The sequence below is a fragment of the Thermosipho sp. (in: thermotogales) genome (assembly GCF_020054775.1).
Lineage (GTDB): Bacteria > Thermotogota > Thermotogae > Thermotogales > Fervidobacteriaceae > Thermosipho > Thermosipho africanus.
This window is the reverse complement of sequence record NZ_JAIHAP010000001.1, coordinates 1-15,113: the sequence shown is the minus strand read 5'-3', so window position 1 is coordinate 15,113 and position 15,113 is coordinate 1. Positions and strand designations below refer to the sequence as shown.

The window sequence follows — 15,113 nt, the reverse complement described above, 5'->3', positions numbered from 1 at the left end:
AATGGATAAAAAATTAAAATAGAGCCTAACTAGAAGCTCTAGACAGGGTTATATAACATGCACACCACCTCAACTATATACAAAAACCGAGAAACATCTCAGATCGAGAATGTTTCTCGGTTTTTATTTTTATCGAATTTGTGATATAATTATAAACGAAAGAGGTGGTATTTATGATAAAAATTTCTATCGATAATAGACTAAGATTTAAAAAAGATGAAATCGATCATGAAGTTTTTAAATTTATACGTGAACAATTCCTTCATAAAAATCCAGAATATTTTATTAAAAGAAATATGGGATTTAATGTAAGAGGAATTCCAGAAGTTATATCTACAATATATGTCAAAAAAAATGAAGTAACATTACCAAGAGGTGGGATAAGAAAATTAGTAAATATTTTAAAAGAAAATAACATAGAATATTCTATTGATGATAAAAGAATTGAAAAACCACTTGAAAAGCCTCTTAAATTTCAAATGAAAATTGAAGGAAAATTATTAGAACCTGATAAATTCCAAAAAAAACAGATTTTAAATGCAGTTATTAAACAACAAGGTGTTTTAGTGACTCCAACTGCAGGTGGTAAAACTGTTATTATGTCTTTAATAATTGAGAAAATTCAGCAAAAGACTCTGATTATACTTCATACTACTAAATTACTTAATCAATGGATAAACTTTTTAAGTGAAGCATTTAACATACCTAAAAGTGAAATCGGAATAATAGGCGGAGGAAAATTTATAATTAAACCAATTACAGTTGGTTTAGTTCAAAGTATTCACAAAAAAATTGATAAAATCAAAAATGAATTTGGTTGTATAATGTTAGATGAATGTCATCATGCTCCTTCTACTACATTTCTTAATTCAATAGACAATATGCCTGCTAAATATCGGTTCGGATGTACTGGTACTGATTATAGAAAAGACAAAAAAGAGTTTTTAATGTGGGATGTATTTGGAGATGTTGTTTATAGAATTACTGATGAAAATTTGAAAGAAGTTAATAGGATACATCAAGTAAAAATCAAAGTTGTTAAAACAGAATTTGAATATAGAGTTTTTAATGATGAAAGAGAAGAATTACAAGTAAATCCAATTGTATTGTCTAAAAAATTAGCAATGAATATAGAAAGAAATTCACTTATTTATAAGTATTTAAAACCAGAAATAGATCAAGGTCATTTCTGTATGCTTCTTACAGACAGACTAATTCACGCTCATAATTTTAAAAGATGGTTGACTAATAAAGGAATAGATACAAAGCTTTTGATAGGAGGGAAAGAATATGAAAAAGAAGGTGAATTAGCTAAAAAAGAAATCAATGAAGGAAAATTGCATTGTATTATCGGAATAAATCAAGCCTCTGCAGAAGGAATAAATATTCCAAGGTTGGATAGAGGATTTATAATTACTCCGTCAGCAAGTAACAAAGTAAAAATTATACAACAAATTGGAAGATTTAAAAGAAAACATCCAGACAAAAAAGATGCTATTGTATATTATTTTTGGGATTACAAAATGTATCCAAAACATGATAAACTGATTATTAAGTATTTTGGAAAAGAAAATGTCGAATTTATAAATTGATTGTATAAATATACACATCAATTTATAAAAAATAAAAAGCTTCTTAAATGAAGCTTTTACCTTTCTAAAGCCTCTGAAATTCTTCAAGTATCTTCAATAATCTACAAAACTTTCTATGCTTCTGCGGAAGTAAATATTATATAATATAGAGATATTAAGCTTCTTTATACTCTATAATATATTAAATATATATAACACAGCCCTCCAAAACTCTCAAATTTAATTATATCAACAAAAGTCACTTTTTTAACGCTTCAGAGGCAAATTTAGGTAGTTGACGACAAAAATATTTTATTCAAATTTTTTTCTAATGATTATATAAATTCGCGTTAAAATTTTTTTTTAAAGTATCGTAAGTATATTGTTGTTAACAAGTTTAAATTTTTTGATAAAATTATAATCGCTAATATTGGAGGTTAATATATGAACGGAGTTAGAAAAGTAAAGAAGATAAGAAAATCAAAAAAACTAAGTGCTTTAGATATAATAAAAAATGTAGAGGATGGTGAAATGGATACTAAAAGACTTAGAAAAGAAACTTTAGAAGCTAAAAAAAATTCTAAACGAAAAACAAGTACTTTTGAAAAGTGGAAAAATAAAGATATCGAAAAGTGGACAGCTACTGACTTTTTTGGTTGGTATTTATACAACTACAAAAAATATTTTAATGAGGAAGATGTAGTATATTCAAATATAACTTCAGCAAGTAGTGTAAAAGTTGAGATTTATAGAATTGCATATTTTTTAAAGACATATTTTAACGGAGATAAAAAACAGTTTAAAAAATATATACAATTTGGTTTTAAATTTGCAACACAACCTAATTCGTTTTATACATCATTTGGTTTTTGGTATTTGTTTAATAAAAAGTTATTTTTGTTTAAAGTTTATAAAGATTATTTGAAAGGTAAAAAAGTTTTTAAAAGATCTGAAATGGATAATGATTTTTCTACTGATGAAGCTTGGGAAGAATATTATGGTGGTGAAATTGATGAGGACTAAAAAAACATTAAGTGATAGTGAAATTAAAAAATACTCAGTTTATAATTTGCCAAAGAAATTTATTAAATCTACGTTAGATGATTTTAAAATTATTGGTGACACTACAGAAATTAGGCAACATAATACTATTTGTTTTAAAAGATTTAAAAATTATATGAACAATTTAGATGTTAATTTAGAATGTGGAAGAGGATTAGCAATTTGTGGTCCAGTTGGAGTTGGAAAAACAATGCTTATGACAATTTTAGCTAAAGAAATAATAAAAATTTTCGACAGACATAATTTTGAACTTAATAATGCAGCAAATAAATTTTATTTCATACAAGCTAGTCGTTTATATGATTTAGCAAATAGACAAGGATTAAATGAAGATGATTTAAATATCAGAAATTCAATCAAAGATTTATCTGGTTTATGGATAGACGATTTAACAAAATTTGGGGAGACAGGCAAAGGAAATGAATTAATTTATCTTGATGATATTATTCGCTATCGTGATTTGAATGTTCTTCCAACGTTTTATACAATTCAAGTTCCATTTAAGTTGATATCAAAAGTTTTGTCAATTCCGATTTATGATATAATAAGAGGTAATTGTGAAGTAATTGAATTTCGTGGTAAGTCGATGAGGTGATATAGTATATGTATAGGTTGCAATTTTCTTACAGTTTAAAAATGTTCGTAAGTTGATATAATTAAAGCTGATGATATTTTTTGGGAGGGTTTATTATGAATCTTTTACATGTTCCATCTGTAGATGTATCACAAAATTCAAGTTGTTCTAGTTTAAGTGCAAATTTATATACTGTAGCAGATACAAATAATAAAACTAAATGTGGTTTTAGTCATCTTTATAATGTTATTGCAGTTGACAAAAACGGAAAGATTATTATTGATACGAAAATAGTTGCTGATGACACTGAACAAGCAAAATATTATGCTAGAGTATATTCTAAAATGGAAGAGTTAGGTTTAACTTTTGACGACATAACAATAATCACAAATTATATTGGGGATGTCAAAATTAAGAAAGAAAAGTAATGGAGTTGATATTTTTGTACGTGAAGTTAATTAATTATACGTTTAATCCTGAGGAAACTGTAAATTCTGCAGCTGCAGTATGTTATAACTCAAAACCAAATGATAAAATTATAGAACATTGTTTAAAATCTAGACATTTTTCAGTACTTGAGTTTGCTGATTTCGACTTCTTAATTACTGGTATTTCAAGATCATGTAGTCATCAATTCGTAAGAAAAAGAGTTGGTATTAGTTATGCACAGCAATCTCAAAGACATGTTAAATTTGAAGAAGGATATGATGTTGTAATACCTCATACAATATCTTCAAATGAAGAGGCATTAAAAATATTTAATGATTCACATAAAAAGTCTGAGGAAAGTTACAAAAAGTTGTTAGAGATAGGTATTCCGGCTGAAGATGCAAGATATGTAATTGAAAATGCAGCAACAACTGTTATAAGAGCTAATATGAATGGCAGATGTTTGATTGATTTTGCTTCTGAAAGATTATGTAGTAAAGCTCAATGGGAAATAAGAGAATTATTATCTAAGATTCGCGACGAAGTTTCTAAAGTTTCACCGATAATTGCTAAAAGTATGCAACCTAAATGTTATTGGTTGAAACATTGTCCAGAATCAAAAAGTTGTGGTAAATGGAGACAATTTTTAACTAAAGAAGATTTTAAGTGGATAAAGGAGGCATATGAATATATTGAAAATGTTTATGAAATATGATTAGGGCGTGATATTGTGACTAAAGAAGGGACGAAGAAAAAAGAGACAGTAATATTTGATGTTGAAAACGAACAGATAATACTTTCTCAAATGATAAAAAATGTTGCTATACGTAAACGTTGTTGCAGAGAATTAAACGAAAATCTATTTATTGGTAAACGTCATAAAATTATTTTTCGAGTCCTCTCAGAAATGGTTTCGAGAGGACTAGATTATAATCATGATACGTTTAAGATATTATCAAATGAAGAAGATTTTGGTGGGTTCAAATATCTAAATGATCTTGAAGAAGTATTTGCTGATAATCAAAATATTGATTTTCATATACAAAGACTTAAACTTGATTCGAAGAAAATAAACTTAAAAAAAGATAAAGTTAAACAATTAAATGACGCTTTAGAAGATCCAAGTATTGATGCAAATAAATTATTTAATATTGTTGATGGTATTCAGAAAGAATTAAAAGATGTTTTTATAACTTCGAATATTTCGAAAGGGAAAGAACTTAAGAAAGAATATTTTAAAGTATTAGCTGAAAGACAAGAAGAATCAAGGTTTGTAGGAATAGGTTTTTCAATTGATGATGATTTAACTGAAGGTTTTGCAAGAAAAAAGGTATCAGTAATAGCTGCAAGGCCTTCAATGGGAAAATCAACATTTGCAGCAAATATTTGTGATAACTTAAGAAAGTTTAAAGTACCAACATTAGTTTTACCATTAGAAATGGGTAAGGAAAGTTTTATAGATTTAGTTGTTTCAAAAAGAACAAAAATTCCGTTAAATGATATAATTAAAAATACAAAAGATTTAACACGAGATCAGAAGATACTTATTCAAAAAGAAGTAACTGAATTGCTGGATGATGAATATTTACATTTTATAGATGATACTTCAATAAAACTTAATGATTTAAGGACGATTTTAAATAATTCAAATTATGCTGTATGTATAATTGATCTATTTGAAAAAATTTCAGATATTAGTTTTGAACCTAAAATCTTATCAAATCAGTTGAAACAGATACAGTCTATTGCTAAAGAATCAAATACACATATTTGTCTTTTAGCACAAATCAGAAGATTTGATCCCAAGTCAAAAGAAAAAAGACCTACATTAGAAATGTTAAAAAACTCAGGTTCATATGAGGAAGTTGCTGACTTGATTTTATTATTACATCGAGAATTTTATTATAAACCTGAATTAGGGCAAGATGTATTAGAAGTAATAATAGCTAAACAAAGACTTGGTGTAAGAAACAAATCTTATTTTTATGAATTTTATCCAAATATAGCTACAATAAGTAAAGAACTAACTGATTATGTTCCGCTAGGAGATGTATTTTAATGGAAAATCAGTTAATTCGAGAAATAAAATACGATATAATAAAAAGAAGGATAGATTTTAGGTTACTTTTAAAAAAACTTGGAATCGATTATAAAGAAAAGGGAGATGAATTATGGGCTTGTTGTCCATTTCACGATGAGAAAACTCCTTCGTGGTCAATAAATAATGATAAAAATTCTACAAAGTTCGGTAAATATAAATGTTTTGGTTGTGGGACAGCAGGTGATTGGATAAATTTAATAAAGTTTGTAAAAGAAATTGATACTGATGAAGCCATAGAATTTGCAAAAGCATTATTTAAAATAAGTTCTGTGAATGAAGATTTATTATACCAATTTACAATTGATGAAAGGCTAGAGACTTATGATAATGAAGATGATTTTGAAGGTTTTAAACAAATTGAAATACCTGATGAATTTGAAATAATGACTTTAGATGATTTAAAATCAAAACCATATTGGGATTATTTAAAATATCGAAAAATATCTTTTGAAGTAGCTTTAAAACATAAAGTTATGTATTGTAGTAAAATTCCAAAAAATAAGAAGTATCGGATGTTTGTAAATAGAGTTATATTTCCGATAACAATGGATAATATAATTGTTTCATTTTGTGGAAGGATAATTTTTAGAAGTTACAAAGGTAAACAAAAAGTTGTATATCCTTCAGGTTCTCCTATATCTAGAATAATGTTTGGTTATGATGATTTAGATTATAATCTTGATTATTGTATAGTTTGCGAAGGTCCTTTTGATAAACTTAGATTAGAATCATTAGGTTATAAAAATACGCTTGCAAATTTAGGAAATCAAGTTACTAAGTATAAATATGATATAGTTTCTAATTTCAAAAGGATTTTTGTAGTACCTGATGCTGATTCAGGTGGTGAAGTATTAGAGCAATATTTTAAAAATTTGAAATATAAAAAAGAAATTTATGTTGTAGATTTACCTGAAGGGGAAGATCCTGCAAGTGCAAGTCCTGTTGATATAAGAAAGGCTTTTATTAATTGTAGGAAAATTAATGAGACTTTAAAACCTAAAATTATTGTAGATTATAGAATAAGGAGGTAATTTATATGGAAAATATTGATATGGCTATTTGTGCTGAGATTGCTAAAATAGTTGTTTCTAAAGTATCAGAAGAAGAATTAAAGAAACGCGCTGAAAGTGTTTTATATCGCATTTCGAATGAAAGTATTGATTATTGGAATAGAAATACACAAGTTGAAGAAATAGCTAAGAGAATATTTCTTAGTAAATTAGAACAAGAAATAACAAATGCTTTTCAGGATGAAGAATTTAAAAAGAAGTTAAAAAATATGGCTTATATTATACGTGATGAAATTGTGAATGAGACTAAAAATAAGTTAATTGATCAAATATCTAATAGATTATCAGGATATATAGTAGATCCTTATGGTACTACTACTAATATTATTAATCAAGTTTTTAAGGATGTATTAGATAAAAATCGAGGTTATTAAATGTTCAATGTTTTAATATTATATTTATAAAAAGGTTAATGTATGTGCAAGGGGGTGTATTGGTGTTTTGTAAAAATTGTTTAAAAGAAATTAAAACAAATTTACGACGAGACGATATTTTAGTTTTAATTGCTTTGAATGAAAAAAATGCATTTAATAATCAGTGTAGTTTAAGTCGAGAAACAATTCAACAATTAGCAGAATTAACTTTAGCTAGAACTGTCAATAGTTTAATGAGACTTGAATCTTGTTGTTTTGTTGAGAGATCTTTATGGGGTAAGGTTCACAGATATCATATAACTGAAAACGGAATCGAAATACTAAAAATACTTAATGAGGAGGTGTTATAATGGGAAAAGTTGCATTTCTTGGGATTGGACAATGTGGAGGAAATATATGTGATGTAGCTGAAAGACATGGATTTTTAACTGGAGCAATTAATTTATGCAAAGAAGATTTACAATGTTTAAAGTATGTAAAATCAAAATTATATCTAAACGGATATGGTGCTGGCAAAGATAGATCAGTAGCAATTGAAAAAGTGAAAGAAGATTTTGATAATATTGCTGGATGGATATGTAATAATTATAATGATAATGATGTTGAAATAATATATGTAGTATTTTCTTCTGGTGGCGGTACAGGTTCTGGTATTGGTCCAATGATAATTGATTTAATGTCTGATATAATGCCTCATAAAAGATGGGGTTCAATTGTTGTTTTACCATTTGAAAATGAGGGACTTTCAGTATATTTAAATACGTTGAAATGTATGGAGGAATTGACAGAAATAAGAAATTTAGCTTCTGTATTTTTTATTGATAATGCTAAAACATCTAATTTTACGAGATTGAGCAGAAAAAATGTAATTGAATTTACAAATAATAATATAATTGAAAATATTAAATATGTTATTGAAGTTACTAAAAATACTAGTAAATTTGGAAATTTTGATATGAAAGATCTTATAAGTATTTTGTCTGAAAGAGGAAATGTAATAATATCAAAAGTTAATTTACCAGAAAATTACGATCCAAATAAAGTTTCTATACAACAAATGATTGAAAGTGGATTAGAAATTAATATTTTTACAGATATACAATTTGACAAAGTTATAACTAAAGCAGGAATTATTTATGAAGTAGAAGAACAAATATTTAATTTAATTGACAACAAAACAATTTTAAAGAATATAGGAAACCCTGTTGATCTGTTTGAAGGATATTACTTGTCTGGTAAAAATTCAATAACGGTTATTTTGTCTGGAATGACATTTCCATTTAATACTTTAAAAGAAATTGATGATAGTCTCCAAAATGATCGTGATAAAATTAAAAATACAATTGAGATAGTAAAAACTCAACAGTTTAAGAGTAAGTCATTTGAATTTATAAATATAGTTCATGATAATAAAAAATCTATAGATTCACAGCAAAACATTACAAAACCCAGTTTAAGTTTAAAGGAAAAGTTGGCTAAATATAAATAAATTAATAATTTGAGACAATTTGTTATAATTATATTTGCCATAATAAATATAATAGGGGTGTTAAATAATGATTACTAGTAAAACTACTCTAGAAGAATTAACTGATGCAGCAATGACTGCAGTAAAATTGTATAAAGATTTAAATAATAATCCCGAAAACAAGAGATATGTAGATGAAGTAACAGACAGTTCATGGACTAAGTATGATATTATGGTTTTACTTTATATGAAAAGTGAGGCTGATAAACAAGGAATTAAAGTTGAAGAATTATCAGATGAATTTTGTAATAAAATTGATGACCATATTGAATATTTTAGGGTATTACTCAAAAAATTTTACGAAAATCTTAGCTGACTTTATGTCAGCTAATTTTTATTATATTTAATTTTATATTAAGGCAATAAAAAAGCCCGTCTAAGGGCCCTCTAAATTATTATTTTTATTATTTTAAATTATATAAATTATTATTTAATGGACTTTGCCAAATCTTTCCAGTAATATTTAGTTTGGCTTTTTCATAATCTGTAAATAGAAAAGTTAAATCGCTATTCAAATTTTCTTTAAATATTTTTAATAATTCTTTAGTTCTTTTTTCATTTGTCGTAACAAATAATGTTATTGGAAATTCTTGAAATTTTTCTAACCATTGCTGGGAAAAATAACATGATTCATAATTTTTTATTTTATTTTTGACATAGGTTGAATTCATCGTTCCTCTATCTCTTTCAATGAAAAATATTCTTTCTTTGTTATTTAAAACACAATAAATAGTTGCATCTGGTTCAAGATATTTATTATTATAATATATTCTTCCAATTTGTTCAACTACAAATTTTTTGACACTTACATTTTGTTTATGGAAAAATACTCTTATATTCAATGTTTCTATAGTATTTTCAATGAATGTAAATGATTGTGGTCCTTTTGGAATCCATTTTAGTTCTGCTTTAGGTATTTCCAATTCTCTTGAAACTAATTCAATTCCATTTGGTCCAAGATAAAAATGTTGTGTCGAACTTCTGTTATTATAACTAAACCAGAATTTATTTAATAAATCATTTTTACATAATTTATTTAATCTCCTAAGTGCAATCAATCGACTATATTTGTTTATTCTTCCAAAATCATCATATTTGAAATATATTTTTTCTATTTGATCTGAATTCAAGATTTTACAGTAGTATAAATCAGTAACTATTTGTCTATCTCTTTTTGTTAACCATTTTTCTTTCAATATTGTATCTAAGTTAGTCATCATTGTCATCTCCTAACTGTGCTGCTTTTCCTAGTTTTTGAATAGGTTTATTTTCAAAATCAACTTTTATAATATTACTATACATATTCATACTTTCTCTGTTATTAATATCTTCTTCGACTAAATCAACTGGTTTGCCGAATCTATTTTTGAATAAATAAACTAATAATTTTCTGTCATATGTTTCTAATTCTGGTCTCCATAATGACCTGAATATAAAAGGTTCAAGTGGAGTTTTATTATAATATATTTTTGCTATAAAATGATATGGAGGAAGATGAGAACCATCAGAAGGTGTAAGTGGTTTAATTTCTTCAGAAAATTCTTTAAATGTATGTTCTGATTGTTTTCCGAATATTATATGAGGTTTTAAGTCTATTAAAGTTTTTAGCAAATTTTTATCATTTGAATTTATTTGTTTTGGAGTTTGAAATAACATGATTGGACATAGTCTATATTTTCTTGCTTTGGCTAACATTTCTTTTGAAGTATCAGTTGTCCCTAAATAATTCTGTGGTTCGTCCATTATTAAAAAGAATGGTATTCTTTCATCTTCATTCTTTATATTTTCTCTACTAAGTGCAGCAGTCCACCATTTAGTTAGTAGTAACGATGCTAATATACAAGAACATTCATAACCAAATATTCCTTCTCCGATTTTTATTATTACTAATTTTCTTTCATCCATTAATTGTCTAAATTTTGGAAGTTTTGAATTTTTCTGACATATAATGTTTCTTATTCTTGAATCATCAATTAAAGCATCAATTTTGTTTAAAATTGGTTTTATTGTTTCTTGTTTAACTTTGAATGGCATTGCATTAAATCTTTCCCAAAAGTCTATATATCGTTTCATATATATTTTATTTTTTATTCTGTTTAATTGATATGTTCTATATTCATCATTTTCAATCATTAATTTTACTTCAAGTAGTGTATTTCCCGGTTCGTCAAACACGACTGCACTTGCTTTTCTTAGTAAATTTCTACTCATAAAATGACTTTCAATGTTGAAGAAACTTATAAAGAAATCTGTCCACATTTTTGTTACAAATTGTGATTGGAATCTGTCATATGAGTTACATTCAGAAAAATCGATTCCTATAGGTTTTGATAAATCATTAAAATCGAGTATTACAATATCTTTTTCTCTTTCTTTAGGTATTTTAGATATTATTCTATCTGCTGCTTTTCCATCTGACACATCTATAAAACAAAATCCATAATCTAATTTTGCTACATCTAAACAGAAATTTTCTGCCATAACACTTTTACCACCGCCAGGGTCTGACATAATAATTATCGGTCTTACTAATGTATCAATATTTTCAGTATCCCAATAAACTAATCTATCTTCTTTATTCGGTATCACATGATATCCTATTGGTAATTTACCTGAATATAATTTTTTAGGTACTGTCGTATTTTTAATGCATAGTCTTTCAAACTTATCAAGACTTACATCATTTTCTTCAGGAAGTCTTATAAAGGATAATTCAGTATTAGTTAATATATTTCCATTTATTCTTATAATAGGTACAGTTCTATTTTTGATATGATTATAAATCTTATTAGTGCAATTTATAGAATAAAATTCATTATCATCTGATAGGTTGTTTAATGTTTCTACAAATTCATCTAATTTTACACTTGCTTGATATTTATTATTACTTTGAACACCTATTCTTATATATGTTTCATATCCTTTTTTTGATAATTTATCAAATTTACTTTTTATTGGTTTTATGTCATAATTGACAGTTTCTTCATTTATTTTATTTTCATTGAAGATAGTTGAAAATATTTTATCTAAAATTACTGTAACAAAATTGAGAATAAATTCAAATATTGAAATGACACCTAAAGTGAAATTGTTTGCATTAATTGGTATTATTCCATTTTTTATATCATCTAATGCTTTTCTTCCTTTTATTTTCCATTTATCATCAATAGGTATTATAATAACTTGTAATATTGCTTTTTCATTTTCATTTAAGTTTGTAAATGGAAATAATATTTGTTTAGTATATGGATTTTTTATATCTGTTTTGATTGGATAAATAAAATGATGTTTTAGATATAATTCTGTAAATACTGATTTTTCAGTGTCAAAATTAATATAGTCGTTTACTTCTCTAATAAGAGAATTGGGCCACATAGCCCAAATCTGACTTTTGATAAATTCTTTATATTTTTTGGGTATACAAATATTAAATGTTATTTTATTTTCATCTCCAAATATTTCTGCAGATACTGAATTTTGTGGTGTTAATAAAGCTTTAAGTCTTAACTTTCTATTTTCCCAAATTCTTTGTATATATGGTTCATTTAATTTGGTAAATATTCCCCAAAAATTTTCGATATTACTGTTATCAATATCTAAAGATGGTACAATTTGTAAAATCATTTTATCATCCATTTAATTACCTCCTATTACAATTTGTTTCTGATATATCTTAATAATGTTCTTTCTCTACTGAATGTCAAAAGATTGATCAGTTGTCTTATAAATCCTGAACTGTCTGGAATTTGATGAACTATATTATTTAACCAAATTGGAGTCTTTAACATTACTAGCATTGATGCTATCATTAATAATAATTGATCGAATGGTCCAGAAAATGTTTTAGGTGGTGCTAGAGATATTGCAATATAAATTGCTAATTGTATTGAATGGATTGTTGGGGTAAATATTAATGTTATTAATTCTTTTAGACAAATCTTAAGAATATTTTGGTTTCCTCCTAACCATAAATACATAGCATATGGTGAGAATAGATATATGAAAATTATTTCAAACCATCTTATATAGTAGTAAATTAATAGTCTTATTATTAATACAGTAGTTATTATGATAAATACTATGAATAATAAATTTTCTTTTCCAGTACCGATACTTTTAAAAACGTCAATTTTTCCAACAGTACTTGAAATTATGAATTTAGTTAATACATTGTTAAATGATATTAATATATTTATTATTTTAGGTATTATTAAAAATAATACGTTAATTGCTATGAATTTATATATTAATTCAATGTAATCTATATGATGTCCTAGTAGTGCTATTAATCCTAGGTATGTTAAAAGTATTACAAATAATGAACATATGATTTTTAATCCTGTGTTGTATATAGTTCTTATTGTTTTGTTTGTAAGGAATGAAGTATCTGTATATATTATTTTATTAACTAGTGTATCTAATAATTGATCTATAAGTATTGATTTTATAATACTTTCATTTGGAGATTCTTTAGATCCTGCATCAAATAAAAACCATTTAATAAATTCAATGAAATTTGGATTATTTTTATCTTCTGATTTAATTTCATCTTCTACATTATTTTTGTTTAGGTTATCGAAATAACTGTCATTATTACCAGCTTCAAATAGAAACCATTTTATTCTATCAATTATTGTTGGTTTATCATTAGCAAAAGTTGTATTTACTATTATAATATTAAAAATAAATATGATTAGGAGGAATATAATAAGTTTTTTCATATTTATTCCTCCTTCTTATTTAATTTTTGCTATCATCAAAAATAATGAAGCTAACGCTGGTGCAATACCAATTAATATTACTCCTTTTAATGTGTTACTGATTTGTTTCCAAGCTATATGTTCACGTCCTGCAATGAATAATAGACCGCAAAATGTTAGAACTAAAATCACAAAACTTGCTGTAATTTGAATAATAATTGATCTTGTATTATAAATAATACTATTTATTTCAGACATAATATCCCTCCTTTCTTTTGCTTTTTGGTTTTTTTGGTAATATAATATTATAATTATTGTGTCATAAAAATTAATAATTCATGATATTTTTTATTAATTTTTGTTAAAAAATTGATATTATTAAATATAATTATTGATGTGGAAAAATTAACCATAAGGGAAAATTTTTAAAAAAAGACATAAAATTATTTATTTAGATGTAATGTTGTAATAAAATAAAAATTGTGGTAATAAAATTATAATTTAATAAAATTTAAGGGAGAGGAGAAACTTGAATAATGATTTAATTGGAAAATTGAATTCAAAGACGAAACTGATGCTTAAGTTTAAAAGAACAATGAATCAAGAAATATTTGAGGAATTATATAATGACAGAGAAATTAGAAAATTATTTATGAGTATGTCTCGTAAAAATATTAATAACTGTCCTACAACTTTATATGATTGTGATGATTTACTATCTGTTGCGTACATAGAAATGTGGCGTTCTATTATTAATTATAAATTCATTTGTCCAATATGTCATATAAGGGCTTTAACAGAAAAAGCCTACAAAAAACATATGAAGAAAAAACATAAGAAATATTTGGAACCAGATCCAACTATAAGTAAATATGTATTATATAATGTTGGAGTTTATTTACAAAACAGAATTCGTGACGAATATAATATAAAACGTATGAGTAATCATAGTTTTAATCAAATCAATTTATTTTCACCTGAAGAAGAAGATGATATTAAATCAAAGCGTGAAATTGAATATTCAGAATATTTGATACAACAGGATAGTGATTTTCAAGATGAAATAATGTTTAAGGTACTTGTTGATGATGTGCTTAAAGACGAGGATGAAATTACAAAAGATATTTTTAATGCTTATATAAAAGGTTATAGAAAAAGTGATATAGCTGAAGATTTATATAAAAAAGGTATATATTTAACGAAGCAATCAGCAGCTGTTATAGTTTCAAGGAAAATACGAGATATAATCAGTAAATTTTCAAATAAAATCAATAAATAGAAAAATTTTGCATTTTGATGTTTAAATTAAAAAAAATGATGATATAATATATTTTGATAAATAAAATGCAAATTAAAAAGGAGGAAATTTAATGCCAAAAAATAATCCAATCACAAAAGAGACCCTTGCTAAAGGAATTGAAGCGTTGGGTATTAAGGGAAAGTTCAAAACAGCACAACAAATGGAAGAAGCTATTGACAAGTTTTTGAAAGAAGGTGAACAAGATTTAGAGTATGAATGTGGTCTTTGTGGTAAATCAATACCTGATTTAGAGACTTGTCCGTATTGTGGTTCAAATCTCGAAGGTGAAGACGAAGAAGATGAAGAAACTGTTGAAGATGTAGAAGATACTGAAGCTGAAGAGGAAGAAGAAACTGAAGAGGAAGAAGAAACTGAAGAGGAAGAAGAAACTGAAGAGGAAGAAG

Annotated in this window: 17 protein-coding genes; 13 read left to right on the top strand and 4 right to left on the bottom strand. The window is 25.6% G+C overall.

All coding sequences use genetic code 11. The features are described 5' to 3' along the window. Positions 1–173 precede the first annotated feature (173 nt). The 11 genes from JG780_RS00085 to JG780_RS00035 all read left to right on the top strand — a co-directional run bounded on the left by JG780_RS00085 (position 174) and on the right by JG780_RS00035 (position 9,025). On the top strand, positions 174–1,592 hold the full coding sequence (locus tag JG780_RS00085) for a DEAD/DEAH box helicase (RefSeq protein WP_287568795.1): 1,419 nt from the start codon (positions 174–176) through the stop codon (positions 1,590–1,592). 423 nt (positions 1,593–2,015) lie between these two features. Further along, a complete protein-coding gene (locus JG780_RS00080) occupies positions 2,016–2,594 on the top strand; it encodes a hypothetical protein (protein WP_287568794.1) in 579 nt (192 codons plus the stop codon). Then, a complete protein-coding gene (locus tag JG780_RS00075) occupies positions 2,584–3,228 on the top strand; it encodes a P-loop NTPase family protein (protein WP_287568793.1) in 645 nt (214 codons plus the stop codon). Before JG780_RS00080 ends, JG780_RS00075 begins: the two co-directional genes overlap by 11 nt. 95 nt (positions 3,229–3,323) lie before the next feature. Then, positions 3,324–3,635, top strand: coding sequence for a hypothetical protein (locus JG780_RS00070; protein WP_287568792.1), 312 nt, complete (start codon positions 3,324–3,326; stop codon positions 3,633–3,635). Between the two features lie 20 nt (positions 3,636–3,655). After that, a complete protein-coding gene (gene thyX, locus JG780_RS00065) occupies positions 3,656–4,351 on the top strand; it encodes an FAD-dependent thymidylate synthase (protein WP_287568919.1) in 696 nt (231 codons plus the stop codon). A gap of 15 nt (positions 4,352–4,366) precedes the next feature. Next, the gene (locus JG780_RS00060) at positions 4,367–5,695 is read left to right on the top strand and encodes a DnaB-like helicase C-terminal domain-containing protein (RefSeq protein WP_287568791.1); all 1,329 of its coding nucleotides are present in this window, start codon (positions 4,367–4,369) and stop codon (positions 5,693–5,695) included. Further along, positions 5,695–6,768: a CHC2 zinc finger domain-containing protein gene (locus JG780_RS00055; protein ID WP_287568790.1), complete on the top strand. Its 1,074-nt coding sequence runs from the start codon at positions 5,695–5,697 to the stop codon at positions 6,766–6,768. Before JG780_RS00060 ends, JG780_RS00055 begins: the two co-directional genes overlap by 1 nt. A 5-nt stretch (positions 6,769–6,773) precedes the next feature. Continuing rightward, positions 6,774–7,181, top strand: coding sequence for a hypothetical protein (locus JG780_RS00050; protein ID WP_287568789.1), 408 nt, complete (start codon positions 6,774–6,776; stop codon positions 7,179–7,181). 59 nt (positions 7,182–7,240) lie between these two features. Beyond that, entirely contained in the window at positions 7,241–7,531 is a 291-nt protein-coding gene (locus JG780_RS00045; protein WP_287568788.1) for a hypothetical protein, read from the top strand. Then, positions 7,531–8,670: an FtsZ/tubulin family protein gene (locus JG780_RS00040; protein ID WP_287568787.1), complete on the top strand. Its 1,140-nt coding sequence runs from the start codon at positions 7,531–7,533 to the stop codon at positions 8,668–8,670. The genes JG780_RS00045 and JG780_RS00040 overlap by 1 nt, the downstream gene beginning before the upstream one ends. Before the next feature lie 67 nt (positions 8,671–8,737). Beyond that, a complete protein-coding gene (locus tag JG780_RS00035) occupies positions 8,738–9,025 on the top strand; it encodes a hypothetical protein (RefSeq protein WP_287568786.1) in 288 nt (95 codons plus the stop codon). Between the two features lie 88 nt (positions 9,026–9,113). On the opposite strand, the gene JG780_RS00030 is transcribed toward JG780_RS00035, so the two are convergent. From JG780_RS00030 to JG780_RS00015, 4 genes are read right to left on the bottom strand one after another with little or no spacing between them, the layout of a single operon-like run. Continuing rightward, positions 9,114–9,926 carry a replication-relaxation family protein gene (locus JG780_RS00030; protein ID WP_287568785.1) on the bottom strand — a complete coding sequence of 271 codons (813 nt, stop codon included), beginning with the start codon at positions 9,924–9,926 and terminating at the stop codon, positions 9,114–9,116. Then, positions 9,919–12,345, bottom strand: a complete 2,427-nt coding sequence (locus JG780_RS00025; protein ID WP_287568784.1) for a type IV secretory system conjugative DNA transfer family protein — start codon at positions 12,343–12,345, stop codon at positions 9,919–9,921. Before JG780_RS00025 ends, JG780_RS00030 begins: the two co-directional genes overlap by 8 nt. 14 nt (positions 12,346–12,359) lie before the next feature. Continuing rightward, positions 12,360–13,430, bottom strand: coding sequence for a hypothetical protein (locus JG780_RS00020; protein WP_287568783.1), 1,071 nt, complete (start codon positions 13,428–13,430; stop codon positions 12,360–12,362). A 15-nt stretch (positions 13,431–13,445) separates the two neighbouring features. Next, positions 13,446–13,667, bottom strand: coding sequence for a hypothetical protein (locus JG780_RS00015; RefSeq protein WP_287568782.1), 222 nt, complete (start codon positions 13,665–13,667; stop codon positions 13,446–13,448). Between the two features lie 271 nt (positions 13,668–13,938). Between JG780_RS00015 and JG780_RS00010 the strand changes: the two genes are divergently transcribed. Together JG780_RS00010 and JG780_RS00005 are read left to right on the top strand one after the other, a co-directional pair. Further along, a complete protein-coding gene (locus JG780_RS00010) occupies positions 13,939–14,688 on the top strand; it encodes a hypothetical protein (protein WP_287568781.1) in 750 nt (249 codons plus the stop codon). A 91-nt stretch (positions 14,689–14,779) separates the two neighbouring features. Further along, positions 14,780–15,113: hypothetical protein (locus JG780_RS00005; protein ID WP_287568780.1), on the top strand; the 334-nt coding region annotated here is incomplete at its 3' end.